General features: G+C 67.4%; 33 protein-coding genes and 1 CRISPR repeat array. Of the genes, 13 read left to right on the forward strand and 20 right to left on the reverse strand.

The window, feature by feature from the left end; all coding sequences use genetic code 11:
- Positions 1-39 precede the first annotated feature (39 nt).
- Together IEY70_RS12875 and IEY70_RS12880 are read left to right on the forward strand one after the other, a co-directional pair.
- Positions 40-651: an AAA family ATPase gene (locus IEY70_RS12875; RefSeq protein ID WP_189065432.1), complete on the forward strand. Its 612-nt coding sequence runs from the start codon at positions 40-42 to the stop codon at positions 649-651.
- Positions 648-1013, forward strand: coding sequence for a hypothetical protein (locus IEY70_RS12880; RefSeq protein ID WP_189065433.1), 366 nt, complete (start codon positions 648-650; stop codon positions 1011-1013). Before IEY70_RS12875 ends, IEY70_RS12880 begins: the two co-directional genes overlap by 4 nt.
- Positions 1014-1041: 28 nt before the next feature.
- On the opposite strand, the gene IEY70_RS12885 is transcribed toward IEY70_RS12880, so the two are convergent.
- The 3 genes from IEY70_RS12885 to IEY70_RS12895 all read right to left on the reverse strand — a co-directional run bounded on the left by IEY70_RS12885 (position 1042) and on the right by IEY70_RS12895 (position 2955).
- Positions 1042-1722: a Cap15 family cyclic dinucleotide receptor domain-containing protein gene (locus IEY70_RS12885; protein WP_189065434.1), complete on the reverse strand. Its 681-nt coding sequence runs from the start codon at positions 1720-1722 to the stop codon at positions 1042-1044.
- The gene (locus tag IEY70_RS12890) at positions 1719-2654 is read right to left on the reverse strand and encodes a nucleotidyltransferase-like protein (RefSeq protein WP_189065435.1); all 936 of its coding nucleotides are present in this window, start codon (positions 2652-2654) and stop codon (positions 1719-1721) included. Before IEY70_RS12890 ends, IEY70_RS12885 begins: the two co-directional genes overlap by 4 nt.
- A 61-nt stretch (positions 2655-2715) precedes the next feature.
- A complete protein-coding gene (locus IEY70_RS12895) occupies positions 2716-2955 on the reverse strand; it encodes a helix-turn-helix domain-containing protein (RefSeq protein WP_189065436.1) in 240 nt (79 codons plus the stop codon).
- 86 nt (positions 2956-3041) lie between these two features.
- Between IEY70_RS12895 and IEY70_RS12900 the strand changes: the two genes are divergently transcribed.
- The 5 genes from IEY70_RS12900 to IEY70_RS12920 all read left to right on the forward strand — a co-directional run bounded on the left by IEY70_RS12900 (position 3042) and on the right by IEY70_RS12920 (position 5102).
- The gene (locus tag IEY70_RS12900) at positions 3042-3587 is read left to right on the forward strand and encodes a hypothetical protein (protein WP_189065437.1); all 546 of its coding nucleotides are present in this window, start codon (positions 3042-3044) and stop codon (positions 3585-3587) included.
- A complete protein-coding gene (locus IEY70_RS12905) occupies positions 3584-3775 on the forward strand; it encodes a hypothetical protein (protein ID WP_189065438.1) in 192 nt (63 codons plus the stop codon). Before IEY70_RS12900 ends, IEY70_RS12905 begins: the two co-directional genes overlap by 4 nt.
- A complete protein-coding gene (locus tag IEY70_RS12910) occupies positions 3772-4011 on the forward strand; it encodes a hypothetical protein (protein ID WP_189065439.1) in 240 nt (79 codons plus the stop codon). The genes IEY70_RS12905 and IEY70_RS12910 overlap by 4 nt, the downstream gene beginning before the upstream one ends.
- Before the next feature lie 4 nt (positions 4012-4015).
- Positions 4016-4501, forward strand: coding sequence for a hypothetical protein (locus IEY70_RS12915; protein WP_189065440.1), 486 nt, complete (start codon positions 4016-4018; stop codon positions 4499-4501).
- Positions 4502-4715: 214 nt separating this feature from the next.
- Complete coding sequence (locus IEY70_RS12920) at positions 4716-5102, forward strand: hypothetical protein (RefSeq protein WP_189065441.1); 387 nt, start codon at positions 4716-4718, stop codon at positions 5100-5102.
- 227 nt (positions 5103-5329) lie between these two features.
- Here the strand turns inward: IEY70_RS12920 and IEY70_RS12925 are convergent, their stop codons facing one another.
- The 4 genes from IEY70_RS12925 to IEY70_RS12940 all read right to left on the reverse strand — a co-directional run bounded on the left by IEY70_RS12925 (position 5330) and on the right by IEY70_RS12940 (position 7126).
- A complete protein-coding gene (locus IEY70_RS12925) occupies positions 5330-5989 on the reverse strand; it encodes a ParB N-terminal domain-containing protein (RefSeq protein ID WP_189065442.1) in 660 nt (219 codons plus the stop codon).
- Positions 5986-6474 (reverse strand): hypothetical protein, encoded by a 489-nt coding sequence (locus tag IEY70_RS12930; RefSeq protein WP_189065443.1) that lies wholly within the window; start codon positions 6472-6474, stop codon positions 5986-5988. Before IEY70_RS12930 ends, IEY70_RS12925 begins: the two co-directional genes overlap by 4 nt.
- The gene (locus IEY70_RS12935) at positions 6471-6869 is read right to left on the reverse strand and encodes a GNAT family N-acetyltransferase (RefSeq protein ID WP_189065444.1); all 399 of its coding nucleotides are present in this window, start codon (positions 6867-6869) and stop codon (positions 6471-6473) included. Before IEY70_RS12935 ends, IEY70_RS12930 begins: the two co-directional genes overlap by 4 nt.
- 77 nt (positions 6870-6946) lie before the next feature.
- Positions 6947-7126: a hypothetical protein gene (locus IEY70_RS12940; RefSeq protein WP_189065445.1), complete on the reverse strand. Its 180-nt coding sequence runs from the start codon at positions 7124-7126 to the stop codon at positions 6947-6949.
- A gap of 272 nt (positions 7127-7398) precedes the next feature.
- Here IEY70_RS12940 and IEY70_RS12945 point away from each other — a divergent pair, with 272 nt between their 5' ends.
- The 5 genes from IEY70_RS12945 (at position 7399) to IEY70_RS12965 (ending at position 15348) form a co-directional block, all read left to right on the forward strand.
- Positions 7399-9558 carry a CRISPR-associated endonuclease Cas3'' gene (locus IEY70_RS12945; protein ID WP_189065446.1) on the forward strand — a complete coding sequence of 720 codons (2160 nt, stop codon included), beginning with the start codon at positions 7399-7401 and terminating at the stop codon, positions 9556-9558.
- Between the two features lie 6 nt (positions 9559-9564).
- A complete protein-coding gene (cas5c, locus tag IEY70_RS12950) occupies positions 9565-10224 on the forward strand; it encodes a type I-C CRISPR-associated protein Cas5c (RefSeq protein ID WP_189065447.1) in 660 nt (219 codons plus the stop codon).
- A complete protein-coding gene (locus IEY70_RS12955; RefSeq protein ID WP_189065448.1) occupies positions 10224-11876 on the forward strand; it encodes a type I-C CRISPR-associated protein Cas8c/Csd1 in 1653 nt (550 codons plus the stop codon). Before cas5c ends, IEY70_RS12955 begins: the two co-directional genes overlap by 1 nt.
- Positions 11873-12994, forward strand: coding sequence for a type I CRISPR-associated protein Cas7 (locus IEY70_RS12960; protein WP_189065449.1), 1122 nt, complete (start codon positions 11873-11875; stop codon positions 12992-12994). The genes IEY70_RS12955 and IEY70_RS12960 overlap by 4 nt, the downstream gene beginning before the upstream one ends.
- Before the next feature lie 151 nt (positions 12995-13145).
- Positions 13146-15046: direct repeats of the CRISPR family, unit length 37 nt; unit sequence GTCGCGCCCTGCCTTCGGGTAGGGCGAGGATTGAAAC.
- Positions 15047-15141: 95 nt separating this feature from the next.
- Positions 15142-15348 (forward strand): hypothetical protein, encoded by a 207-nt coding sequence (locus tag IEY70_RS12965; RefSeq protein ID WP_189065450.1) that lies wholly within the window; start codon positions 15142-15144, stop codon positions 15346-15348.
- On the opposite strand, the gene IEY70_RS21320 is transcribed toward IEY70_RS12965, so the two are convergent.
- The 10 genes from IEY70_RS21320 to IEY70_RS13010 form a co-directional block, all read right to left on the reverse strand.
- The gene (locus IEY70_RS21320; RefSeq protein ID WP_268243915.1) at positions 15339-15464 is read right to left on the reverse strand and encodes a hypothetical protein; all 126 of its coding nucleotides are present in this window, start codon (positions 15462-15464) and stop codon (positions 15339-15341) included. The genes IEY70_RS12965 and IEY70_RS21320 overlap by 10 nt on opposite strands.
- Before the next feature lie 249 nt (positions 15465-15713).
- Positions 15714-16022, reverse strand: a complete 309-nt coding sequence (locus tag IEY70_RS12970) for a ubiquitination-like system serine protease family protein (RefSeq protein ID WP_189065451.1) — start codon at positions 16020-16022, stop codon at positions 15714-15716.
- A gap of 106 nt (positions 16023-16128) precedes the next feature.
- The gene (locus IEY70_RS12975; RefSeq protein ID WP_189065452.1) at positions 16129-16656 is read right to left on the reverse strand and encodes a hypothetical protein; all 528 of its coding nucleotides are present in this window, start codon (positions 16654-16656) and stop codon (positions 16129-16131) included.
- Complete coding sequence (locus IEY70_RS12980; protein WP_189065453.1) at positions 16653-17450, reverse strand: M15 family metallopeptidase; 798 nt, start codon at positions 17448-17450, stop codon at positions 16653-16655. Before IEY70_RS12980 ends, IEY70_RS12975 begins: the two co-directional genes overlap by 4 nt.
- The gene (locus tag IEY70_RS12985; RefSeq protein ID WP_189065454.1) at positions 17447-17800 is read right to left on the reverse strand and encodes a hypothetical protein; all 354 of its coding nucleotides are present in this window, start codon (positions 17798-17800) and stop codon (positions 17447-17449) included. Before IEY70_RS12985 ends, IEY70_RS12980 begins: the two co-directional genes overlap by 4 nt.
- On the reverse strand, positions 17797-18270 hold the full coding sequence (locus IEY70_RS12990) for a hypothetical protein (protein ID WP_189065455.1): 474 nt from the start codon (positions 18268-18270) through the stop codon (positions 17797-17799). Before IEY70_RS12990 ends, IEY70_RS12985 begins: the two co-directional genes overlap by 4 nt.
- Positions 18263-18577 carry a hypothetical protein gene (locus tag IEY70_RS12995; protein WP_189065456.1) on the reverse strand — a complete coding sequence of 105 codons (315 nt, stop codon included), beginning with the start codon at positions 18575-18577 and terminating at the stop codon, positions 18263-18265. Before IEY70_RS12995 ends, IEY70_RS12990 begins: the two co-directional genes overlap by 8 nt.
- Complete coding sequence (locus IEY70_RS13000) at positions 18570-18953, reverse strand: hypothetical protein (protein ID WP_189065457.1); 384 nt, start codon at positions 18951-18953, stop codon at positions 18570-18572. The genes IEY70_RS12995 and IEY70_RS13000 overlap by 8 nt, the downstream gene beginning before the upstream one ends.
- Positions 18954-19181: 228 nt before the next feature.
- The gene (locus tag IEY70_RS13005) at positions 19182-19616 is read right to left on the reverse strand and encodes a hypothetical protein (protein ID WP_189065458.1); all 435 of its coding nucleotides are present in this window, start codon (positions 19614-19616) and stop codon (positions 19182-19184) included.
- Positions 19617-19682: 66 nt separating this feature from the next.
- The gene (locus IEY70_RS13010) at positions 19683-20186 is read right to left on the reverse strand and encodes a hypothetical protein (protein WP_189065459.1); all 504 of its coding nucleotides are present in this window, start codon (positions 20184-20186) and stop codon (positions 19683-19685) included.
- 220 nt (positions 20187-20406) lie between these two features.
- Between IEY70_RS13010 and IEY70_RS13015 the strand changes: the two genes are divergently transcribed.
- Positions 20407-20607, forward strand: coding sequence for a helix-turn-helix domain-containing protein (locus tag IEY70_RS13015; protein ID WP_189065460.1), 201 nt, complete (start codon positions 20407-20409; stop codon positions 20605-20607).
- A 172-nt stretch (positions 20608-20779) separates the two neighbouring features.
- On the opposite strand, the gene IEY70_RS13020 is transcribed toward IEY70_RS13015, so the two are convergent.
- The 3 genes from IEY70_RS13020 to IEY70_RS13030 are packed head-to-tail and all read right to left on the reverse strand — an operon-like array spanning position 20780 to position 24925.
- On the reverse strand, positions 20780-21874 hold the full coding sequence (locus IEY70_RS13020) for a D-glucuronyl C5-epimerase family protein (RefSeq protein ID WP_189065461.1): 1095 nt from the start codon (positions 21872-21874) through the stop codon (positions 20780-20782).
- A gap of 28 nt (positions 21875-21902) precedes the next feature.
- Positions 21903-24515 (reverse strand): hypothetical protein, encoded by a 2613-nt coding sequence (locus IEY70_RS13025; RefSeq protein ID WP_189065462.1) that lies wholly within the window; start codon positions 24513-24515, stop codon positions 21903-21905.
- Positions 24512-24925, reverse strand: coding sequence for a collagen-like triple helix repeat-containing protein (locus IEY70_RS13030; RefSeq protein WP_189065463.1), 414 nt, complete (start codon positions 24923-24925; stop codon positions 24512-24514). Before IEY70_RS13030 ends, IEY70_RS13025 begins: the two co-directional genes overlap by 4 nt.
- Positions 24926-24932: the final 7 nt, after the last annotated feature.

Raw genomic sequence — 24932 nt, forward strand, 5'->3', positions numbered from 1 at the left:
AGTAGAATTAATCTTAAGAAAGCGAGTAAGCTCACGAGCATGAAAGTGATCTCGGTGACCGGGCTGAAGGGCGGGAGTGGGAAAACATCGACGGCAGTGCCCCTGGCGTGGGAGGCCGCGAAGGCCGGGCGCACCGTGCTGCTGGACCTGGACCCCACACCCAGCGCGTCCCAGTGGATGCACGCAGCGAACCTGACGGGGGAGACCCTGCGGGTCGAGCAGCTGGACATCAAGGGTCTCGACGACCGCGTGAACGACCTGGAGGAAGCCGGGGACGCGGAATGGGTGATCATCGACACGCCGCCGGTCGCGCGGGACGTGGTGATGCAGGCGGCGGGCGTGGCGGATCTCGTGGTGATCCCGATGCACATCGGGTCCGGGGACGTGGCACAGGTCGTCCAGACGCTGGGCTTGCTGAAGCTGCCGCGCCAGGCGAACCCGAACCTGCAGGTGATCGGCGTCCTGAACCACGCGGGCACGATGGCCGCGCAGACCCGCCGGACCCGCGAGGCGGTGGAGGGCGTGGGCCTCGCGGTCGCGCAGACCGTGATCCCCTACCGCGAGGTGTACGTGAACGCGAAGGGCTCCCGGCCCACGGCGAAGTGGTGGCACTTCACGCAGCTGTGGACTGAGATCCGGGGTCTGGTGTGACCGGCAAGCCACGGCGAGGGGAGGCGCTCAGCCGGATGCTGGAGCAGGGTCAGGCGGCGGACGCGGCCACTCAGCAGGTCCTGCCTGCGCCCACGCCGCCCCCCGCCTCGCCCCCCACAGCCCCGGCGGCAGTGCCCGCAGTGGCCGCACCCGCCCCGACCGTCAGCGCGGAAGCCCGCGTGCACTTCGGGAGCCGCATGCGCCCCAGCCTTCAGACCCTGATCCACCAGACCAGCGTGGACCTGCGCGGCCAGCTCGGGCGCCGCGTACTCCTGGAACGAGTACTTGAGGCGATCATGGAGGAGTACCGCGACGACCCCGACCTACGGGCCCGCGTGGCCCGGCGAGTCGGGGAAGAGTAGGCCTCGCAGCGATAGGGGAGAGGAGGGATCAGCGACGTGGACGGCGCGGGGCATAAACAAAGCCCTGCGCGTCAATCATGTCGTGTGCCTGATGGGGATTGAATTCGTCCAGCCGCATGGTTCCTTGCGACAGGCGATCCGTAAAGTAGGCGCCGTTCATGCGGATGGGATACACCGTGGCCATATCCAGCAGCGCCGTCCCCGTGTGGATCTGACTGCGGTGCCTGTGCTGCGGGTCCGGTTCGTTGCGGTAGCAGTAGACGAGTTGGATCTCGTCATCTGTTCGCGTGAACTCAGCAGAGAGCGACCGAGAGCAGCTTTCCCCTGTGTAGAGGGTGATGTTCAGCGTGAAGGCCGACTGCCGGACCACGAGATAAATCGGGATGGGCGCCGGCGGCAGCGGGATGTTATTCGGAAGGCTCACGGGAACCAAGGTGCCTTTCCAGGTGCCGCGCAGATCCGGCAGCTTCCAGCCCAGCAGTCGCCCCAAGGGCGTACGCCAGACGAATCCGTTGAATGCCAGAATGGCCAGGCCATACAGCGTCACATACAGACTGAGGAACGTCTTGATGTCCGGCGTCCACGTCAGATACGCCTGCACCGCAGGCTGCTGACCGGCCCACACGAGCGCGAGATGCAGGGCGAGGGCAACGGGCCCAAGCCACCCGAGGAGTCGCTTCAGGAGTTCCAGCGCGTAATTCGGGATCACGCTTCGAGGTATTCAGCAGCGTCGACCAGAAAATCCAGCAGCTGCTGCGACTGCCAGTTGCTCGGGGTGCTGTACGTCGGCTTGAACAGCCATTTTTTCTCGCTCACCTCAACCCACTCTTCAGCGCGGCCGGCCTGGATCTCGTCGATCATGTACTGGATGGCAATGTCCATCGCCTGCCCCCAGGTGAGCTGAGCAAAGTACCAATCCGGCACGTTGTACATAGCGCACTCCAGCAGGAACGACGACACGCCATCAGCCGCGCCTACCTTCTCCGCGAGCATCTGGTAACGCAGGCGCTTCAGGATGCGCGTAGCCCTCTTGTACGCGCGGCCAGTCCGGATGTTCTTACCTTTGCCCTTCTCGTGATGCTGCTCAGGGAAGTTCACGATGCGGCGGCCGTCGCGTGTCCAGAAGGCGATCCCCTCCTCGATGGACATCACTCCAGCCTGCTTGCTGTACCCGTTGAAGCCCCAGGCGGCCACCACGTCAGCATCCACGCGGGTCCCTTCGTTGCTGTGGACATCGAAGGCCTTGTTGCCTGGGGTCATGTTGCGCTGGAATGTGCTGCGCAGGGCCTCTTCGACCATGTCTCGGTCCTGCTGGTAATCTCTGCCTGCGCGTGTGAGACGAAGGCTCTCGAAGGTTTCCCCGTCCGCGTAGGTGAAATCTGTTGCCGCTACGTCATCGAAAACCACGCACAGATCAACGTCGCTTTCGAGTCGAACGTTCGTGTTGTTGTGATAGGAACCCTGCGGAATGATCCGGTACCCCCGGGCTTCCATGCCGGAGTGCCGGGCGAGTGCTTGACGGATCATTCTGGCGGCCCGTTCGCATTTTGCCTCTTCATGGTCGCTGGAACGCTTTGTCCAGCTGGCGAGTTGCTGTTCACGGATCGGCATATCGTCTCCTTCGAAAGCGGCAGGAATCAATTACGATCAGAGCGTAACACGACGGCGAAGGGGTTGCGGAAAAATTTGTGACACCAGGCCATCAGGCCTCTGTCTTATCGACCCCGCCTTTATCTCGGTCGCGCAGGATGACGTCGTATTCCATGTTCAGGCTGGCCAGAATCTCGTCGAGGTGTTCCAGAGGGATGGGGCGGCGACCGGTAATGATCTGATTCACGTACCCTGGCGTCTTCTGGAGTTGCTCTGCCAGCTGAGCCTGATAGCCACGGGGCTGCGTGGCCATGCGGGTGCGGATATCGTCCTGAGCGTCGTTCCACTTCATGAATTCATTGTCGGGCATGCATTCATACGCCGCCAACTATAGCTTTTGCTATTGACTTTGTATAGCAATTGCTCTACTATTTAGCCATGAACGGAAATGCAGTAAAGATTTACGCTCACAACCTCCCCCAGATCGACAGCGACTTCGACACCATCGGCCTGCTGATCGCCCGCCCCCTCACGCACGAAGAGGCCCTGCGCGCCGCCGGAGCCCTCGGGTACGCCCTGGCCCGCATGAACGGCGAGAGCCTCAGGGACCCCGTGAGCCTGATCTTCACCCCGGCCAGCACGTACCTGACCTTCCACTTCGATTCCACCAAATGCCACCGCAGCAGCTACAGCTTCGAGGAGGCCTTCCGGGACGCCGCCGCGTACATCGAGACCGGCACGCCCGTCCGCAAGAGCGACCGCGCCGGGCACGGCACGAAAGGCACCCGCCTGATCGACGGTATCGGCGCCGTCAGCCTGACCATCCTGCTGGACGTGGACGTGAACGCCGGGCCGCAGCCCACCCCGCCCGCCCCGGCCGTCAGCGCCGCCCAGCGGGCCCTGGATGAAGCGCGCGAACGCCTGAACGCCGCGCAGCACGCCTACGCGCAGGCGGCCATCGCGTACGCCGGAGCGGGCCTGTGAGCGGCGCCCTGGGTGACCAGATTCACCTGTGGCCCTCCCATGACGAGGACGGCCGCTGGGAGGTGGACGCCACGTACCAGGGGCGCGTCGTCGGCATCGGCATCGCGTGGTTCCGCGAAGACGCCGAGGCGGACGCCCTGGCGCAGGCGCACCGCACCCTGAACCCCACCCCGGACGTGGCCGCGTGACCGGCCCGGCCGCCCGCCTCGGGCCGCCCGGCACGACCACCGAGCGACTGCTCACCCTCGAACGTCACCTCCGCGAGTTCACCCGCACCCACGCCGCGCTGCTGCGCGCCCTCGACCAGGAGCGACCCGCCCATGCCCACCAACTCCGAGATGCCCTGCACAGTCACGCCACAGCCGTCGCCCAGCTCGACCTGCACCTCACCCGCGCGCAGTTCGTCGGACCACCCCAGGACTGACCTCATGCCGGACGCCACGATCAGCGAGACCCTGCGCGCCCCCGCAGAAGGCGTCGGGCTCGTCACGCGCCCGGGGCAGCGGCACCCGGCCCTGACGTGGAATGGACGGCACGTCGGGACCGCGCAGGGCGTCGCGATCGGGCACTACCGCGTGTCCCCGGCGCTGACCGGCGCGCGCCTGCTGGGCGGGGTGGTCAGCACGGCGCAGCTGACGGTACTGGCCGAGCGATTCGCGGCCGGAGCCGCCGGTGAGGACCTCACGGGCCGTCAGGAGCCGCTGCCCGCGCTGACGCTGCCAGAGCGGACCCGGACGCGCCTGGCGGAACTGCTCACCGTCATCCCGCCCGCACCGGTCGAACCCGGCCCGGACTGCCCTGCGTGCGGCAGCGCGGCGTACCTGGAACTCCGCCACGACCCCACCGGGCAGCACGAAGGGTGGGAGTGCCAGACCTGCGGTCACAGCGTCGACGAGCACGGACGGACACTGTAGAGGGAAGTCGTTCGCACGTTCCGCCGCCCATAAGCAATCCAAGTCACCGGCAACGGTTTACGGCCTCCATGAATACAGTCAAAAATTTCTGAATGCTCCACAGAAATTCCCACTTAAATCAATCGGCGTGATCCATCAGAATACACGCCGGTTCAACTTTTTGGAAGGCAAATTTGGCCTGGAACTTTCCGTGAATGAACCGCATAGTGATGACATGACAACACCCGCACCGACAGCTATTGATTACGGCAGCATCATCACCGACGCAACCCTGGAAGGCCGCAAGCAAGCATCTGAAGCACTGCAACCCGTCATTGATATGTTCACGCAGTCCCTGCTAGATGCGGGGTTCGTTACGTTGCTCGGCGTGGCGTTGGTCGTGGGGATCATGCTGGTCGTCGGTGCGCTGCGGTCGGGCCGCATTCACGTCGCGCTGCCCTGCCTGGGCATCCTGGCCGTGCTGGGAGTGGCCGCCGGTCATCTGCTGTCCACCGTCACGTTCACCTGGGCCAGCGCCGGCCTGGGCTTCATGCTGATCGTGGCGGCCGTGGCCAGAGGCTGGCGGGGCCTGCTGAGCCTCGCGCGGATTCTCACGCCCTGAATTGGCCGGTCCAATCCCCGACTGACAGCAGCGGCAGGCGGCCCTGGCATTTGCCAGAATCGCCTGCCGCTGTCCATTGCGTTTGATGCTGAAATTTCTGCCGAGTTGCATTCTGGCTGACAAGTTCAGCCGGGATCTGCACTTCCGGGATTCTCACGAAGTGCAGAAAACCCAGCCTGAGATCAAGCAATGCGTCGTATTGAATCTGCGTCAGCAGGTCGGGATCTTCACTCCCACGCCTCGCTGTACGTCTCGCCCACCCCGTCGAGCAGGCCGCCGCGCTGGCGGTAGCGGAGCAGTTCGTCCGCGTCCATGCCCAGCGCCCGGCCCACGTCGTCGAGCGCCACACCCTGGGCCAGCAGGACCTCCACGAGGTCCTGCGTGCCCTGCACCGAGTGCGACCCGCGCGCCTCGTTGTGCAGCACGGTCGCCTCGATGCGGCTCGCCACGTCCTGCCGCTCCCCGCGCGCCGTCGTGACCGGCAGGTACCCGTGCGTGCTCGCGCGGACCTTCGGGCGTTCCAGGACCACGCGGGTCCGGTGGAACCCGTCGATGATCTCGCGGCGCTGCCCTTCCTCGCCCGGCCAGGTGGCGACCGGCATGGTGTACCCGCTGCGTTCGATGCTGCGGGTCAGGGCGCGCATCTCGGGCGGCGCGACGGTGTTGGGGTTGTAGGCGTTCGCCTGCACGTCGGCGGCCGGCACCCACTCCACGAGGTCCACGGGGTGGTGGCGCAGGGGACTGACGGCATGCAGGGCGCGGCGGGCGGTGTTCAGGGCCTGCACCTGGGCGTCGGTGCTGGGCAGTGCGGCGATGGCCTCGGCCAGTTGCGCGGCGAGGGTGGCGATGTCGGGCGCGGCCGGGTCGATCAGGCGGGGCTGTGTCATGGGGTCATGGCCTCCGGGTTGGCATGGATGCGTTCGAGGGCGCGGACGTGCAGGGGAGCGACCTGGAACTGGTAGTCGGGGGCGTAGAGCGCGTCGTGGATCAGGTAGAGCCGGGTGGGTTCCGGGTCCGGGTCCGTTTCGGCGCGCGTGAACTGCCCGTCACGCCAGGCGTAGACCGGGCCGCGTTCGCTGTGGCGGTCGCCGGTCACGGAGACGCTGAATCGGGCCGCGTGGGTCAGGGCGTGCCAGGATTGACGGTGCAGGTCGCGCACGAGTTGCAGGTCGGCCAGGGCGCGCGCCTCGGTCATGGCGTCGGGGAGCGGTCCGATGGTGTCGAGGGCGTGCTGCATGCGCAGGGCGTGCCGGATCATGGCGGGGAGGCCGCGCGGGCTGCTGGCGGCCATGGTGGTGACGTCCGCGGTCAGCATGGCCTGGACGCGCTGCGTGCGCCCTTCCGGTCCGACGGGGCGGCCGGGTCCGGTCACAGGGTCTTCTCCAGGGCGATGAACCCGCCGCGCAGGGCGCCGCTCTCGAAGCCGAGGTCGCGGTAGAAGTCGGCGTTCTCCAGTTTGGCGAGGATCTTCACGCGGCTCAGGCGCTGGCCCTTGGCGTCGTCGAGCGCGGCCTGCACGGCGAGGCGCTTGGCGTCCACGTTGCCGCCCTGGGCGTACACGGCGATGAACTCGGCCCCGCCGTTCTTCTGGGGCTTGATGCCCGCGAACGCGACGGTCTGCCCGGCGTCCTGCACGGCCGTCCAGCGGTAGGTGGGTTCGCTGGTCATGGCGCTGCCGGTCGCCTGACGGACCTCGGCGGACACGAAGAACGGCCCGAAGGTGGGGTAGAAGCCGGTGTCGGTCTGGCTGAGCGTCATGGTCTTCATGCCCCTGTTTAATTACATACGCAATTAAATAGCAAGTGGGGGGGCAGGCAACCTGTCCCCCCACCCACCCCATCCGCTCAGGCGCTCAACCGCAGCACCTCCAGCACGAACGGCAGCACCCGGTCCACCAGTGCCAGGAACGTCATCGACCCCAGCGCCCCCTGCGCCAGAGCCAGGACCGCGTCCCCCTGCGCCGGCGACCCGCGCCCCGACCAGAAGAAGACCAGCACGAACATCAGAACACCCGCTGTTTCCATTGAAACCTCCACTCAGGGCACCGTGCCCTGGTGGAGAAATGATCGTGCAGGCCGGGATTTTCGTTTTACCAGATCTGGTACGGCGCTCCGGTGCCCAGATCCGCCCACCGTCATGCGCCGGGGGCCACTTCCCATGGCATTCCGCGCTGATCTCATGCCGTCCGGGCATGCTCCCATGCCAGCACCGCTCCTCTTCAATGCAGCTGCGGGCTTTCTCCTCACCCCTTACGCTGGGGTATGAACTCCCTGCCTACCCTGACGTCAGGTTTGCTGTGAAGTCGACAGAAGGCCCTTTCGCGCACACGCCCACAGACCCCGGCACCCCCTGGCACCCACTCACCACACACGCCGCCGACGTCGCCACCGGCCTGGAAGCCTTCCTCGCACCCCTCGGCGTTCCTGAACTGGCCCGCCCGGTCGGCGTCCTCCACGACGCCGGGAAGATCCCTCCCGCATTCCAGCAGTACCTGGTCGACTCTGCCGCTGGCCGCACCCGCCCACCCGGGCCACCGCACGCCATTCACGGCGCTCTGCTCGCGCATGAACTCGGCTACGACCGGGATGTCGTCAACGCCATCTACGGTCACCACCAGGGCCTGCTGGACACCGAAGACCTCCGCAAAGGCCTTCGCCAGCGCGGTGACCCCGCCCTTCTGCCCCCCATCCGGGCGTTCCTGCAAGGCGCCTTCCCGGACGTCATGTCCACGCGTGGGACCAGATCAACCCGCGCGCCCCTCGACCTGGAGCTCCACACCCGCCTGCTCCTCAGCGCCCTGGCTGACGCGGACTTCCTCGACACCGAAGCGTACCGGCGCCCACACGTCGCCGCCGCCCGACAGGGACCCACCCTCCCGCAGTTCATCCAGGCTTTCCGTGCCTCCATCCAGAGCCTTCACCACGACCCGCCCGACACTGCCCTGAACGTCATCCGGCGCGACATCTTCGACACGGCCGTCCACGCGGCCCACGGCCCCACCGGCGTGTACCAGCTCACTACACCCACCGGCGGAGGCAAGACCCGCGCCAGCCTCGCCTTCGCCCTCGAGCACGCCGCCTACCACCAGTTCGACCGCGTGGTCATTGCCGCGCCGTTCAACAGCATCACCACGCAGACCGCCCGCGTCACCCGCGACCTCCTCGGCGGCCTCCCCATCCTCGAACACCACTCCGCCGCACCCGCCGAACGCCTGCCCTTCCCGTTCCGACTCGCCGCCGAGAACTGGGACGCCGCCGTGATCGTCACGTCCTTCGTGCAGCTCCTCGAAAGCCTCCACGCTGCTCATCCCGGCCGCGTCCGCAAACTCCACCGCCTGGCGCGCAGCGTCATCATCCTCGACGAGGTGCAGGCCATTCCCGTCGCCTTTACGGGCCCGGTCGTGCGGATGCTCGAGCAGCTCAGCGAAACGTACGGCACCACCATCCTCCTGTGCACCGCCACGCCCCCTGCCGTGCAAGGCCACACGCCCTTCCTCACGGGTTTCAGGCACGTGCACCCCGTCCTGGCACCCGACCAGCAGGAACGGCACTTCCAGGGGCTGCGCCGCGTCACGTTCACCCGCGAGGTCCGCCCCATCACCTGGGCCGACCTGACCAAGCGCCTCACCCGTGAAGCCCAGACGCTCACCGTCCTGAACACCCGCGCCGACGCGCTCGCCCTGCTCGACCACTTCCTCGCCACGGACGCCGCGCCCTTCACCCGCCACCTCAGCACCCTCCAGTGCGGCGCGCACCGCAACGACGTCCTGCAGGAAGTGAAAGCCCGACTCCAGCCACAGGAAGGGAAGGATGCACTCAACGTCCTGCGACCCGTGCACCTGATCAGTACGCAGGTGATCGAGGCGGGTGTCGACATTGACTTCCCATTCACGGCGCGCGCCCTCGGCCCGCTGCCCAGTCTCATCCAGACCGCCGGCCGCTGCAACCGTGAATTCAAGCATGCGCGCGGCACCATGCTGATCTTCGAACCCGCCGAAGGCACGCCCCTCCCGAGCGACGAGTACCGCGACCTGACCGCCCACACCCGCACCCTCCTCGCCCAGCCCGGCGTGCTCGACACCCTCGACCAGCCCGGCGTCAGCGAAGCGTTCTACGCCACCATGTATCAGCGCCTCCAGACGGACGCCCACCAGATCCTCGAGCAACGGCGGCAGCAGAACTTCGCCACAGTGGAAAAGCTCTTCCAGCTGATCGACGACAACCGCACGCCCGTCCACGTGAACTACGGCGAGTGCTTCCCCCTCCTGGAACGCCTCCCGGCAGAACCGGGCATGAGCGACCTGCGCGCCCTGAGCGGCTACACGGTCGGCGTGAACCAGTCCTTCGTGGACTGCCACCTGGGCGGCCTGCTGCGGGAAGTCCGCCCGGGCGTGCTGCGATGGGACGGCGAGTACGACAAAGTTGCAGGACTTCGCGCGGCGTTGCCCGTACGATGACCGCACATGAACCGCATACAGGTGAGGGTGTGGGGGCCGCTGGCCTGCTTTACCCGCCCGGAACTGAAGGTTGAGCGCGCCTCCTACGACCTCATCACGCCGTCCGCTGCCGAGAACCTCCTGTCCGCCATCTTCTGGAAACCCGAGATCCGATACCAGGTCACGGAAATCCACCTGCTCAAACCCGTGCAGTTCACCCGCCTGTCCCGCAACGAACTCAAGAGCCGGCAGATGCCCGACCGGGGACCGCTGTACATCACGCGTGACCACACGCCCCGCAGCAGCCTGATCCTGCAGGACGTCGAGTACATCATCAAGGCCAACGTCGAACTCCAACCGCACGCCACCGAGGGACCCGGCAAGTACGTCGGGATCTTCACCGAGCGGGTGCAGACCGGCCGCAGCTACCACAGTCCCTTCCTGGGCCTGCGGGAATTCCCGGCGTTCTTCGCGCCGCCCACCCCGGAGGATTACGCCCGGACGCTGCCCGTCACGCAGGACCTGGGCCGCATGCTGCTGCGCATGCGGTTCGACGAGGACCCGCAGGGCACCTTCACCTTCCGGAAGTTCGGACCGGACGGGGGCCGCACCGTCCGCGGCCGCGCCACGCCGCTGTTCTTTCACGCCAGCCTCGAGAACGGCGTGCTGCACGTCCCGGAGCGCTGATGTATACCTACCTGCTCGAATTTGTCCGCCGCAGCGGCCAGCCCACGGTCCCGTACGGGTACGAACCCGCACCGCCCGGCATCGTAATCGAGGTGATGGCGGACCGCATCGTCAGCATCTCGGCCGCCAGCAAAACGGTCCGCCCAGTCCTGGTCCCCAAACTTCCGGCCGCCCGGACGAACAAGATCGTCTCGCAGTTGGCCACGGACACGCTGGAGTACACCCTCGGTGTGCCCCGGGATGCCAAGAGCCCACAGCGGCATACCGAGTACCTCAAACGCCTGAAAGCAGCGGCCGACGCGACCGGGCATGCCGGACTGCTCTCCCTTCACGCGGCGATTACTGCGGATGGTCCCGCCCTGCTGGCCGGCACGCACGATCTCACGCTCCCAACCGACCTGGCCCCGCAGGCCCTCACGGTCGTGTACGTCAACGGGAATCACCTGCATGACGATCCGGCCGTGCAGGCATACTGGCAGACCCTGATCCTCGCGGGCGGCCGTCCGGGTGAGGATGGCGTCCGGCCCGACCCTGGCCTGTACACCGACCGTCTCCCCGCCACCGCCAGCGCCCGGGTGCGCGGGAAGGAAGGTAAGCAGGAGAAGGCCATGTTGGCGAGCGCCGACAAGTTTGCCTTTCACAACTACGGGCTCGTGAACAGTTTCGGCACCGGCCTCACGGCCCAGACCGCCGACGAGCTCGGCAAGGCCATCAACGCCCTGCTGAAGGACCCGAAGCACACCGTCAACCTGAACACCGCCGACCTCATCTACTGGACGACCACCCCGGATGACCTGCCCCTCGACTGGCTGTTCGACCCTCAACCCGAGGACATCCAGAACCTCCTGCAGGCCCCCCAGTCCGGGCAGGAACCCCTGACTGTTCAGGACGGCGATTTCCACGGTCTGCTGCTCGGCAGCAACAAGTCCCGTCTCGTTGTCCTCGGGCAGTTCCAGGGCACCCTGATGGACACCCAGGCGCACATCCACGCGTTCCTGCGGCGCCTGCGCGTCCCTGACCGCCGCTACCACGCCGCGACCCTGCGCCCCTTCGGCATCCGCAGCGTGCTGCGAGACCTGAACGGCAACGACGGCCCCAAAGGTGCGGCCCTTCCTCCCGGTCTCGACGAGGCCCTGCTCCGCCACGCCCTGACCGGCACGCCCCTCCCCCGCAGCCTGGCCACCGTCATCACCACCCGCGCCCGCACGCCCGCCCACGTCACGCCCGCCCTGGCGGCCCTCGGCAATCTCACCCTCACCAGCGCCGGCATCCTGCAGGAGGACCACGCCATGCACGACCCACCCACCAACGCCGACCTCGCCTACCGCGTCGGGCAACTCCTCGCCCTGGCCAGCAACATTCAGCGGCAGGCCATGGGCACCGTCAACACCAGCCTCGCCGACACGTACTTCGGTCTGGCCAGTCGTAACCCCAGCCAGGCGGTCGGGTTGATCCTCACGAACGCCACCGTGCACCTCAAGAAGATCCGCCGGGCGACCCCTGGACTGGCCGCCCACTTCGACGGGCAGATCAAGGAGCTCACCGCGCCGTTCCAGGCGGGCACACTCCCCACCACCCTCACCCCGGAGGAGCAGACCGCGTTCACGCTCGGCTACTACCACCAGCTGCACACCCCAGGAGACCGCGCATGACCGAAACCCCCGCCCACCTCAACCCGAAACGCCGTCACGACTTCGTCCTGATCTTTCAGGTAACTGACGGGAACCCCAACGGCGACCCGGACGCCGCGAACCGCCCCCGCACGGACGACCGCACCGGGCACGGCCGCGTCAGCGACGCCAGCGTCAAACGCAAGGTCCGCGATTACGTCCACACGCTCCACGCGGACAGCGACACGCACCGCATCTTCATTCAGCGGGACGAACCCCTGAACGGCACGCTCCGCAAGGCGTACGAGGCGCTCGGTCTGACCGGCAGCAAGGCCGCCGAACGCAAACTGGCCCCCGACATCCTCCAGGCCGTCACGGACCTGCAGGAACGGGAAGTCCTGCCGATGGCATTCACCGTCGATGAGGACGAAGGACTGCTGAGCTACGACACTTCCCTCACCAAGGAGGACGTGAAGGCCCTGTTCGAGCAACTCAAGCCACAGCGCCTCCCCAAAGCGCTGATGGACGCCCTGAAGGACATCACGAAAGGCAGCGGGCAGAACAAGGTCAACACCGAGAACGTCGGCCGCGCCCGCGAGTACATGCTGAAGAAGTACTACGACGTGCGCATGTTCGGCGCGACCATGGACACCGGCACGCACAAGGCCGGGCAGGTCCGGGGCGCCATGCAGGTCCACATGGGCCGCAGCGCCCACCCGATCGAGACGGTGCACGACAGCCTGGCGCGCGTGACCGTGACCCGCGAGGAGGACCGGCACAAGCGCACGACGTTCGCGGACCGCTGGACGGTTCCGTACGCGGCGTACACCGTGACCGGGCAGTACTCCCCGCACAGCGACGCGGCCGGGTTCGTGACGTCGGATGACCTGCAGCTGTTCTGGGAGGCGCTGACGAAGATGTACGACAACCACCGGACAGCGTCGAGCGGCAGCACCAGCTCCCTGAAGGTCGTGATCTTCACGCACGAGCATCCCATGGGCAACCTGCCCTCGTACGCGCTGTACGACGACGTGACCATCACGGCCACCGACACGCCCCGCAGCGTGAAGGACCTCCAGGTGCAGGTTCCTGCTGACGGGCCGCACCCCCGCAGCCCGAAGGTGACCGTGACGGTGCTGGATCCCGCGAACCCCTCGTAAGCACCAAAACCCCGGGGGGTTCGCGCCACCCGTTCAGGCCGTGCAGGCCGCGATTCATGACAACAGACTGTGCAAGCTCAGGACACAAAAGAGGGGGTTCGCGCGAACAGGCGATTCAGACGCGTGCTGGACAGCCTTTCGCTATCCCCCTGTCGCGCCCTGCCTTCGGGTAGGGCGAGGATTGAAACAGGCCGATGAAGGCGAATGCCGTGGGAACCGACGCGTCGCGCCCTGCCTTCGGGTAGGGCGAGGATTGAAACTGGGCCGCGTAGGTGCCGCCCGTCTGCGCGGCCTGCGCGTCGCGCCCTGCCTTCGGGTAGGGCGAGGATTGAAACATCCACCCGGTCGCGCCTGTCGCGTTTCGTGCGGTCGCGCCCTGCCTTCGGGTAGGGCGAGGATTGAAACTTCATCCCCTCCGATGAGGGGAAGCCCGGTGAGCACGTCGCGCCCTGCCTTCGGGTAGGGCGAGGATTGAAACAGTGACGTTCAGGCCGTCGAAATCCTCGAAACGCTGGGTCGCGCCCTGCCTTCGGGTAGGGCGAGGATTGAAACCAACTCAGGTAGCCTTTAACCGCGCCGTTGTCATGTCGCGCCCTGCCTTCGGGTAGGGCGAGGATTGAAACATCATGACAGACCCCAGACCCTACGTCACGCTCCCGTCGCGCCCTGCCTTCGGGTAGGGCGAGGATTGAAACTCATCCGTCATTGAGCACCGACAGGAAGCCCTTGTCGCGCCCTGCCTTCGGGTAGGGCGAGGATTGAAACATGCGCCTCCTAGACGGTGAACATGCGGAATTGCGTCGCGCCCTGCCTTCGGGTAGGGCGAGGATTGAAACGGCACGAGGCCCAGCAGGCGCGGCGCGCGGTCCAGTCGCGCCCTGCCTTCGGGTAGGGCGAGGATTGAAACGTGGGGATGATGCCCGCCCCCAGGCGGCGGATGCGGTCGCGCCCTGCCTTCGGGTAGGGCGAGGATTGAAACACGCCGTAGGTGCAGTTCGTGATGACTCCGAACTCGTCGCGCCCTGCCTTCGGGTAGGGCGAGGATTGAAACGCAGGCGGTACTCGGCGGCGGGGAGGCCGCCCGGTCGCGCCCTGCCTTCGGGTAGGGCGAGGATTGAAACAATCCAAGCCCCCGAAGGAGCTGCCCAGATCATGAGTCGCGCCCTGCCTTCGGGTAGGGCGAGGATTGAAACACGCCGTAGGTGCAGTTCGTGACGTGCCCGAACGTCGCGCCCTGCCTTCGGGTAGGGCGAGGATTGAAACATGATCCTCCTGCGGTGAGGCGCGCGGGCATCGGGCGTCGCGCCCTGCCTTCGGGTAGGGCGAGGATTGAAACGCGCGGTCAGCCTCGCCTTTCACCTTGGATAGCGGTCGCGCCCTGCCTTCGGGTAGGGCGAGGATTGAAACAGCGGCACTGGGCGCGGCAAACGCTGGACGGACACCAGGTCGCGCCCTGCCTTCGGGTAGGGCGAGGATTGAAACCTCGAGCGCATCGGGTTCCGGCGCGGCGCTGGTGGTCGCGCCCTGCCTTCGGGTAGGGCGAGGATTGAAACGTGAGCTTGACTTCGTACTCGCCCCGCGCTTCCGTGGTCGCGCCCTGCCTTCGGGTAGGGCGAGGATTGAAACGACCTGCACGGTGATGCCGTCCTCGACGAGCCGGGTCGCGCCCTGCCTTCGGGTATGGCGAGGATTGAAACCCGCTGGTACGGGTACCGCTCCAGGCTGAACTCCCGTCGCGCCCTGCCTTCGGGTAGGGCGAGGATTGAAACACGTCGGCGGCCGTGAGGTTCAGGGCCTCCTGAGTCGCGCCCTACCTTCGGGTGGGGCGAGGATTGAAACACCCAGGCCGAGATGGAGAACATCGTCAAGGAGTCGCGCCCTACCTTCGGGTGGGGCGAGGATTGAAACACCTGCACGCTGCATGTCTCATCTCCTTGAAAATTGTCGCGCCCTACCTTCGGGTGGGGCGAGGATTGAAACGCGATGTAGCGCACGTCTTGCCCCGTGATTTCGACGTCGCGCCCTACCTTCGGGTGGGGCGAGGATTGAAACGCATGGTCCCAACAGCGCGGCCCGCCCGGACACCCCGATGCGGGCCGCGTCCTGCATTCACCCCTCGCAACCACTGCTGATTTAGGTTGGCTGTGATGGACACCTACGTCACCGTGCTCGACCTGGAATCCGACGCCGCACTGCACCGGTTCGGACCGTTCCTGAACGCCTCGGCAGCCCGCGTCGCCGCCGGTGCGAAGACGGGCCGCCTGCTGACGTGGCGCAAGGATAGCGACCTCTGGCGCGCAGAGGCCGCGCCCCATGCCTACCTCGTGCCAGCAGACCCACCTGTTCAGGACTGAGTGCCAGCGGCACGTTCGACCGGCACCAGCGGCCAGTCCCGGTCCAGTTGCGCTTCCATCTCTTCCATCAGGATCCGGATCTGCTCCAGCCTCGCCCGGCCATGCCTGTCGTTCATGCCGCACAGGGTCGCACACGGGCTGGGCTTCTGGACGCTCATATCCGACACGCCCTTTAGAGAGGAGAGGCCTGAAACGACAAGAGGCCCCACCCGCCCCGGCCGAAGCTGGGAGCGGGTGGGGCCTCGATTGTTGGGTGTTGGATGTTGAAAGCACAAACCCTCGCGCGTGCTGGAGCGGACGCACCCGCGCGGGATTGTGCGGAATTGATGGCAGTGGAAGGCGAACGCCACAAAGGCGCAACCCCGTCAGGCGTCAGGCCAGTCCGGCAGCGGCACGGTCTGACCGGCCAGGGCGTGGGTGCAGTCGGACAGGAACACGATGTGCCCCGCCGGCACACCGCCCATCCCGACGAACGAATGGCAGACGCGCAGGCCCTCCGGGTACTCGGCCCGCACCAGGACCGAGGGACTGAACACGGGCGCGTCGAGGTCGCCGTTGAAGGTCCAGGCACCCTCTCCGCGTGTCGTGACCGCGTGCGGCCAGTTGCAGCCGGGGCACCAGAAGGTCAGGCCCTCACGCGCCCCTCCCCGGTCCTCCCAGCGGCGGAGCTTCACGCCGCCCCTGCCGTGACCTGGGCGGGCACGTCGAACAGGGGCCGGTCCACGTCACACCCGGCTGCCTGGGCGATCAGCAGCAGCGCCGTGAGCAACTGCCGGAGGCTCACCGGGGAATGTCCTCGGCGATCGGCGCGCCGGGCCGTTCCACTGTGATCACCGGCTCTCCTGGTGCAGCGGCTGGGGCAGTCGGGGCGGCATTCACCTCGACCGTCCCGGCCTGCTCGACCGTCACCGGCGACGCAGGCTTCAGGTTGCCCAGCCAGCCCAGCGCGGTCTTCAGCCCGTCGCGCCCCACGATGGCCACCACAGCCGCCACCACCACGAACAGCACGAATCCCCGGACGTCCGGGAACCCCAGCAGCGCCCGCCCGGTCAGCAGGTGCAGCGCACCCGCGCACACGGTACTCGTCAGCAGGGTCAGTCCCCACCACCGCCACGGCGCCCAGGCCAGTGGCGGGTCACGCCGGGCCAGGTTGCGTTTCAGGGTGGCCATCAGGCCGAACACCAGCAGACCCAGCCCGACCGGGTCGCTGGCGAGGCCCAGCAGGAACGCGACGTTCACGCCGGAGAGGTCCGGCACTTGCGCGGACGCGAGGCCGGACAGGCACAGCAGCAGGATGATCAGTTTCACGCTTTCTCCCTTTCCACCCGGATCTGCACCTTGCCGGGGTCGGTGGCGTTGATGACGATGGTGGCCGCGCCCGTGATGGTCACGCGGCTGCCGTCGATGTCTGCGAACGGACGTCCGAACTGACTCAGGACTACGCCGCGCCCGGACGGGGCAGCAGGAGCTGGGGCAGGTGCTGGAGCGGGCGGGACGCTGGCCTTGTGCGCCATGGCGTCCTGCCACGCTGGGACTGTCACGCCCGGCAGCGGGTCCGTCCACTGCAGATGCATCCCGTCCGCGTACTGGCCCGTCCAGTGCCCGCCCCAGCTCCAGCCGCACTCCTCGAAGCAGCGGATCACGTCCCGGTCGATCTGCATGCGGTCCAGCGGCACGCCGTACCCGTTCCACGCCGCGTCGAAGTCGATGGCCGCCCCGAACGCGTGGACGCTCAGGGGGCGGCTGCGGTCGTGCCCCATGTGCCGGGCGGCGAACGCGCCGTTGTACGTGCGCAGGCGGCCGTTCAGGCCCCGCTTCCGGAGTTCCGCCCAGGTGGCCACGAGGACCGGCGCGACCAGGCGGTGCACCGTGACGGCCGTGATCGACGAGCCGGGGTACGCGGGCCAGCCGGGCAGGTCCGTGACCGGCACGCGCACCAGGTTCGCGGCCCGCCACTGGGGGCTGGGTTCGAACCACGCGGGGCCCTGCGCGCTGGGCGTGGCGCCCGGACCTTCCGGGTTCCCGAACGCGGCGACGAGCTGCGCCTGCTGCGCGCCGCTCGGACGCGCCTTGATTGCCGCAGCGAAATCAAATGCACTCACTTCAACCTCCCGGCGGGCACCCAGGCCCGCCCGTTCCAGTACTCGACGGACCAGGAGCGGCCCACCCATTCGTTGCGGACGCCGCCGCTCGGGATCTGCCACGCACCCCGCAGCGGGTAGATCGGCTGGTACGGACCCTCGGCGTTCAGGACGCTGCGCTTCCGCGCGCGGACCACGCCGCGCGCCGGGCAGTCCGGGGCGGGGCGGATGGCGAGCCGTTCGATGATGCCGAGGGTCGCGGTGCGCTCGACGGTCGCGGCGCAGTACGCGCTGGGCGTCGCGGGCCGCTGGGCGAGCAGGCTGCCGCCGACGGCGAGGGCCGCTCCGGCCAGGACGGTCCGGCCGATCACGCGGCCCGCTGTGGGGTGACGGCCTGCACGCGGATCACCTCCTGCAGCAGGCTGCACCCCCGGCCGATGCCGAGGCACAGGGCGCCCAGCCCGGCGTAGATGACCAGCAGGTACAGCGTCAGGTGCCCCAGCGGACTGCCCGCCACCTGCCCGGCCACGATCTGCCCGGCGAGGCACACGATCAGCAACGCGAGCCCGATCACGGCGCTGACGACCGCCGTCCGCCAGCGTTCCAGGCCGCCGTACTCCAGCAGGGCCAGGACCGTGAGTGGGGGGTGCGTGCGGCGGGCCTCGCGGACGACCGCCAGGATGCGCCCGGTCAGCATGACCAGCAGCGCGATGATCAGCACGCGGTAGATGCTCACCGCGAGGTACGACCATTCCGGGTCGGTGATCAACGGGGTGTTCATCAGGGCGTTCGCGGCGCGGGTCGTGTCGACGAGGGCGGCGTGCCAGGGGCTGTCAGTCATGAGGGTCTCCTTTGCGCCAGCGGATGGCGATGGCGAGCAGCAGCCACGTCAGGGCGGCCGTGCCGATCACCCGTCCGAACGCGCTCGGGTCGGCCGTCCGGGCGGGCAGTTGCAGCAGCAGGGCCGCCGCGAGCACCAGGGACCCCCAGCGGATGCCGGGGGCCGGGTGGGCGTGCAGGCGGCGGGCGGCGAGGACGCTCACGCCGGTCATGACGACCGTGACGCTCGCGAGGATGATGGGCGGCCCGATGATCCAGCGGTTCAGGTCCACCGCGGCGATGTACAGCGCGATCAGCAGGTCAAGCACGGCCGTCACCTCCGGGCGTGACGCTGGGCGGCGCGGGCGGGTCCGGCGGGTCGAGTGGGGGCGGGGCGGGCGCGTCGGGGATGTACTTCTGCACGCCGTACCGCGCGGCGAGCAGCAGTGCGGTCGGGCCGTACGCGAACCCGACGATGCACGCGCCGATGGCTTTGCTCATCACGTCGAGTGCGCCGTGCGACACCCAGTCCAGGCCGCGTTCGACGCCTGCGCCGACGACGAACGTGGCGGTCATCTCGGCGATGAGTTTGCCGGGCGGGACGCGGCGGGCGCGGGTGATCACCCCGGCCCAGTGGAGGAACGCGGCGCTGACGCCGCAGCCGATGGTGGTGGCGGCCTGCAGGCCGATCAGGTCCAGGGCCATCCAACACCTCCAACGTGCTGTCTACACAACATCTGGTCTCTCCTGGCAGCTTTTTTGCCGCGTGGAGCGCATGATTCGAGGCAGGACAGGGGGCGCTATCCCCTGTCCGCTGCTTTTGGTGCCCTGTCCGCTGCCCCTGACGGCCGTGAACCTCGCGCCGGTCAGGGGCAGCGTGAGGGCGAGAATCCCGCGTGGCAGCGGGGCCGGAGTGCCGGTGGCGGGCCGGTTTCAGGGCGGGCGGATGGAGGCGGGGTCAGGCAGGACGCACCCGCTGACCGCACCGCCCGGCCAGCCCAGGTCGCCGGGCAGGCACCCGGCCGCCAGGACCGCCAGGGCCACGGCGTCGGCGTGTGCCTCCCGGGGGGTGCAGTGCCCGGGGACCTGCACGGCGCAGGGCACGCCCGCCCAGTCGCGCATCAGGTTGCGGTGATGCCACTGCCAGACGTGGGCCAGCTCGTGCGCGACCAGGAACACGTCGGCGGTGTACGGGGCCTCGACGCGCACGTGGTAGGCGGTCGCGAACCCCTGGAACGGAGCGAGCGCCCCGGCTGGCACGACCTCCGCCATGAACGGGACGCCCCAGGCGCGCAGGGGACTGACCGGCGGGACCAGCAGGCCACACCCGGCCAGCAGCAACGCCAGCAGGGGCAGGAATCGAAGCATGTGATCACCTCGGAACGAAGAACCCCCGCACGAAGGCGGGGGCGAGGAAGAAACCTGAGTTGTGTCCTACCAGGAGAACGGGATGCTGTCCGGGTCCGGCGCCTGCGCGCAGTCCGGGTCGCGTCCGTCCGCCCAGCCGAGCGGTCGGAGGCTCGGCCCGCACTCCCGCAGGTACGCCTGCGCGTACGCCTCCGCCCAGCGTTCACTGAGCTGATGCGTGTACGGGTCCGGGTTCTGCGGGTCCGCGCTGACCTTCAGGTACCGCGCCTGGAGGCAGTGACCCGCCTCGTGCGCCGCGACCCTCGGCACCTGCCCGCGCGCCGCGACCGGGTCGATGTCCACCACGCACGACTGCCCGCCCGGCACCATGGTGGTGTGCCCGGCCACCTGCGTCGCCACACCCGCCTCCACCACCGGCTCCCCCAGCGCGCCGGGGGCCGTCCACCTCCAGGTGATGCTCACGCCCCGCACGGTGCTGGTCCACTGCGCGTTGTCGCGCGGCGGGGCGGTGACGTTGCAGCTGGCGAGGGTCAGGGCGAGGGCGGCGGCGGACAGGATGCGCTTGATCATGGGTGGACCTCCAGCGGAAAGGCCCGCCGCAAGGCCTGCGGGCGGGACGGGAAGGCGGCCCCAGCGTGAACTGTGGGCCGGACGGCTTGTCACGATTCCACCATTTCGGTTGAACTTATGTCAAGGTCTCCACGCGAGAGACCCGAACGCCCCCTCCCGAATTCCTTCATGCATCCACCACATCGGGAGAACGCCCACTGGAGGACTACCCTTGAGAGAGATGACCGACGAGATCCGAGCCGAGATCAAGCGCCTGATGAAGGAGAAGGGCCTCTCACAGCGCGCCCTTGCCGAGAAACTCGGCGTGAACGAGAAGAGCCTGAGCCGCACCCTGCTCGACCGGGGCAAGCCTGCCGGGATCTGGCCGGACATCCTCGACGAGCTGGGCGTCGAGCTGACCCTGAAGCGCAAGAGCGATTGACGCCTCGGCAGGAGCGGCCGCGCTGGGCGCCGTGGCCGGTTAGGCTGCCCTGGCGGGGCCGGAGTTGGAGAACTCGACTCGTGAACTGAAACGCCGCGACCCTGGGGAGGGAAGCGGCGTTTTTCTGCGTGCCCTGGGCCTGATACCGGGCCTGATCCTGTGTGGGATCAGGTCATCTTGTGAAGAACATCAAAGGGTCGGTCGTGATGTACCCCCTGTATTTCTCCCTGTACGCCTCAAGCATGGGATTTTTAGTAACTGTATACAGAGCGTGCAGCAGGTAGATGTGCGCGCCGTGGTAATCGGTGCTGGGGTTGGGTTTCGTACCTGCCGTGATGAATCCCATGTCGTAGCTAGTGAAGCCGCCAATGTCGTAGTAAGGCGTGATGTGCTCCAGGGTATTCGCGAAGCAGTCGAAGTACGCTTTTGCCAGCGTCCCGTCCGTCTGCCCGGCGCGCAGGACGCTCCAGTCGTAGAAGCCCAGCATCCCGAACATGAACCCGTTGAAGGTATAGGTGGACGGGGCCGCCGGATATTCATCCAGGAATAGGAATCGCTTCAGGCTCTTGTCAAGCGTGCTCATGTCCGTCAGAGTGCCGCCATCCGCCACGCGCAGTAACCCAAATCGCAGGGCCTTGTTGCCCGCTACGAGGTACCGGGTATCGTTCGTGACCCGATACGCCCGCGCCAAGGCGCTCAGTGCCTGCCCCTGCGCCATGCCGCTCACCCAACCGGGTTTGAAAGTGTGGGCGCTGGCTTTGTACTCGAAATCGTAACGGAACGCGCCTTGATCGTCCTGCAATTCCAGCAATTTATCGGTTCCGGCAATCATCAATGCCTCGGCGTCTTTGAACCCTTTCACCATACGGGAATGTTGATGCAGCACGAATTGCGCCATGGTTACTGGGTTGTAATGGAAAGTCCCGTTCGCGTATTTCACTGTCGGAAGCCCCTGGTCATCCATTTTCATGGCCGCCGAATCCCGGAATACCGTTTTAGCGTGGTAGTTCAGGTAGCTACCGAATGGGTCGTATTGTGCCTGGAGCGCCACCCAGTAATTTGGGGGCGTGGTCTTGAACTTATTCAGGCCGAAATCCACGTATTCTTTGTAGCTGGGTTTGATGACGACAGCAGGCCAATTCTCCCCGGCGCGGGCATCCGGGGCGGCGCACGCGCGGGCGTCCCGCAGGAGCGTCGCGTCGCTGGGGACGGTAGCTGCGGGAGCATGTGAGATCAGGCCGAGTCCTAGGATCAGAGCGTAGCGCATGCTCTGTAGCGTAGCGAACGCCCGTCCGTCACCATGCCGCAAGTGCCACACGCCGCCATGTGTTCGTTGCCACGCAGATGTAAATGTAATTGGCATCCCACGAGATTTCACCCGCCGTGCCAATCGCCGCAGCCGAGGCGGGCACCTGCGGGGCACTGACGAACAGGCGTTTGACGGTGAGTGCCCCCGCCGCCGTCATGGAAGCTTGCACCGCAGCGGCACTGTCCAGCCATACGAAGCGGTTCAGGCTCCACTCAAACGCGAAGTACCCCTTCGCGGTCAGGTTGTCCGTGAAGTACAGGCCGCCATACCCGCCGCTGCCGCCTGATTTGCGGTTCAGGTTCAGGTAGGCGGCGCTGGCGGTCACGCGGGGTTGCCCAGTGGTCAGGTCCACTCCGAACGCCTCGGTGGCTGTAGCGTCCGCAAGGCTCAGACGGTTCGTGTCGAAGTTGTGCAGAACATATGCGCTGGCGACGCCTGCTTTCGTGAACAGCACCCCACCGAACGCGCCCGCTTGCCCTGCCGCCCGGTCCAGAATCGTGTACGGCAGGTTTTTCGACGTTTTCAGATTGTCACTGCTGACAACCCCGTTGATCGTCATGCTGCGGGCCATGTTCAACGACGCGCCGCGCGCGATGAAATTGTTAGCCGCTTTCGCCACCGCGTCCCCACGCCACTGTGGCCCAGCATCCTCGTGGTCAATAAACTCAATGGTGTTGTCCAGCGTGGGCATGTCTACCGTCCACTGCCCATCTCCGCTTGCCACGTTGGCGAAAATCCCGGCACCCACCCGACCGGCAGTAATGCGGTTGCCCGTCCCGCCGCTGATGGTCATGCCGTACGGGTCAATGCCTCGCACGTCCCCCACGGTCACGGTGACGTTATGGCACGGCCCTTCGACGCCCCAGCCGGTGAAGAAGGTGGTGCGGTCGTCAATGATGACCCCGCCGAACCCGCCCGACATGCGCCGCACAGTCACGCGGTCCCCCTCGCAGGAACCGAACACCCATACGTTACTGCCGACGTTGCTGCGGCCATTGTTCAGTGTCGCGTCTACATCCACCACGCAGTCCCGCGTGGCCCGCAGCGCGAACCCGCCGTGATCCCAGTTGTTGAGCTGGAGATCGCCGGTCAACTTGCAGTTCGCGCCCGCCTGGTACACCACGCCCAGCGCGTTCTGGGTGGTGTCCGGGTCGGTCTTGCGTCCGTCGATCAGGCCGCGCCCGCTGATTCGCACGCCGCTCGCAGCGTAGTACGCGGGCGCGGCGGTCAGGGTCAGCGCCGCCGGTTTATCTAGCGTGACCTGCGTGCCACTGATAGCGGTCACGCGCCCCACGACGCTCTGCGCCCAGGCCAGGGCGGCCCCGCTCGCGTGCGCGGCAGCCGTGGTGCCAAACAGTCCGCGCACGGCGCCCGTGATCTGCGTGCCGTCGCTGTTGCCGGACACGATCTCGCTGCCGATCAGGTAGTAATCCTGTCCCTTCAGGCCCGCAACGGGGCCACCAGAGAGTGGAATGGTGGTGTCGCCCGCGCCGATGCCCGCGCCGAGCGTCCCGAAGGCGTAGGGGCTCGCTCCGCCTGCCACGCGCAGCACGAGCACGTCCCCCACGCGCAGGGCGGTCACGTCGCTCAGGGTGAGGGTGGGACTGCCAGCGGTGCTGTTCACCGTGACGGGCGAGCGGCGGTTCGTCAGGAAGCCGCCCGTGAAACTCGCCCCGTTGGGATTCGGCACGCTGCTCTGAAGGGTGGTGCCGTCCAGTGCCCAGTGAAAATCACTGGGTAGTTCCAGGCTGAGGGTGCCAGGGTTCCACTGGAGCGTCACACGGCCCGTCAGCAACGTCAATTTCTTTGTGCTGCTCGCGAATAGCTGCGCCGTGAGCGTGTGCGTGCCCGTCCATTTCCGCGCGTCAATCGTGCCGCCCTCTGCGGGCAGCGCGGCAATGGCGGCAATCAGACCCGCCTGGAGGTCGGTGCCGTCGTACCACTCGGGCTGCACGGCGGTCTGACCGGCGCGGCTCAGGGGCTCCAGTTCGGGGCGGGGGGTGTTGATGCCGCCTGCCCGCTGGTATACCCGCCCGGTATCCATTGCCCGGTAATACCCGTCCGCTCCAGTGATGGCGGCGAGGTTGGCGCGGGGCGTGATGCCAGCGGCAGCCACGGCGAGCGCCTGAGCCTGCGCGATATCAACCTTGATATCGGACCACTCCGACACCACCGCGCCCCCCTCCTCGATCACCTGCTGGGCGGCTCGCATGGTCAGCGGGGCGTCCCCGAACCCGACCGGGATTTCGGTTGGTTCCGGCGCGGCGTAATCGAAGATCAGGCCGTCGAGGTCACTGCTGATCATCTTGCGGGTGAATTCAGTCCGGACGGCCTTGGTGGGACCGTACTCCAGGACTTCGTAGAAGTGGCCGCGCACGCCGGGGGGATCATCCGGCCCCTGCACGATGGTGTACAGCTCGCGGGTGTGGTCGATGCCGTCCATCCAGCGGGGTGGAGTGTGATTCACGTCCAGCCAGCCGATGTACTCCTCCACAGTGGCGTTCCCGCTGCTGTCCACGTAGCGGGGCACGCGGATGCTGAGCGTGCCGCCGGTGGGCGTGCCCTGCCAGGCGCTGACGCCGGTGACTTTCGCTTTCATGTCTCACTTCCTTTGCGGGTCAGGAGGTTCACCTGCGTGATCGCACGCTGCACCCGCGCTTCGCTCTCGTCGGCGACCTGGTGCACGCGCACGCGCATCTGCCGTTCGAGGTCCTCCAGGCGGTCGAGGCGGCCCTGCGCGGCGTCCATGAGGGCTGTGGTGTCCCCGGCGGGTCCGGGCGGGCCTGCCTCGCCCTGCGGTCCTGCCGGGCCGGGTTCTCCCTGCGGTCCCTGGGGGCCTGCGGGTCCGGGCGGGCCGGGCACGGTGCTGGCGGGCGGGTTGAGCAGGAACGCGTCGAGGCGGGCGAGGGCGGCGCTGACGCTGGTTTCCAGGGTGTTCATGCGGGCGTTCAGTCCGGCGAGGATCTCGTCGGGCGTGGCGGGCCGGGCGGTCTGTTTCTTCGTGGGCATGGGGGTC

Source organism: Deinococcus seoulensis (assembly GCF_014648115.1).
Classification (GTDB): domain Bacteria; phylum Deinococcota; class Deinococci; order Deinococcales; family Deinococcaceae; genus Deinococcus; species Deinococcus seoulensis.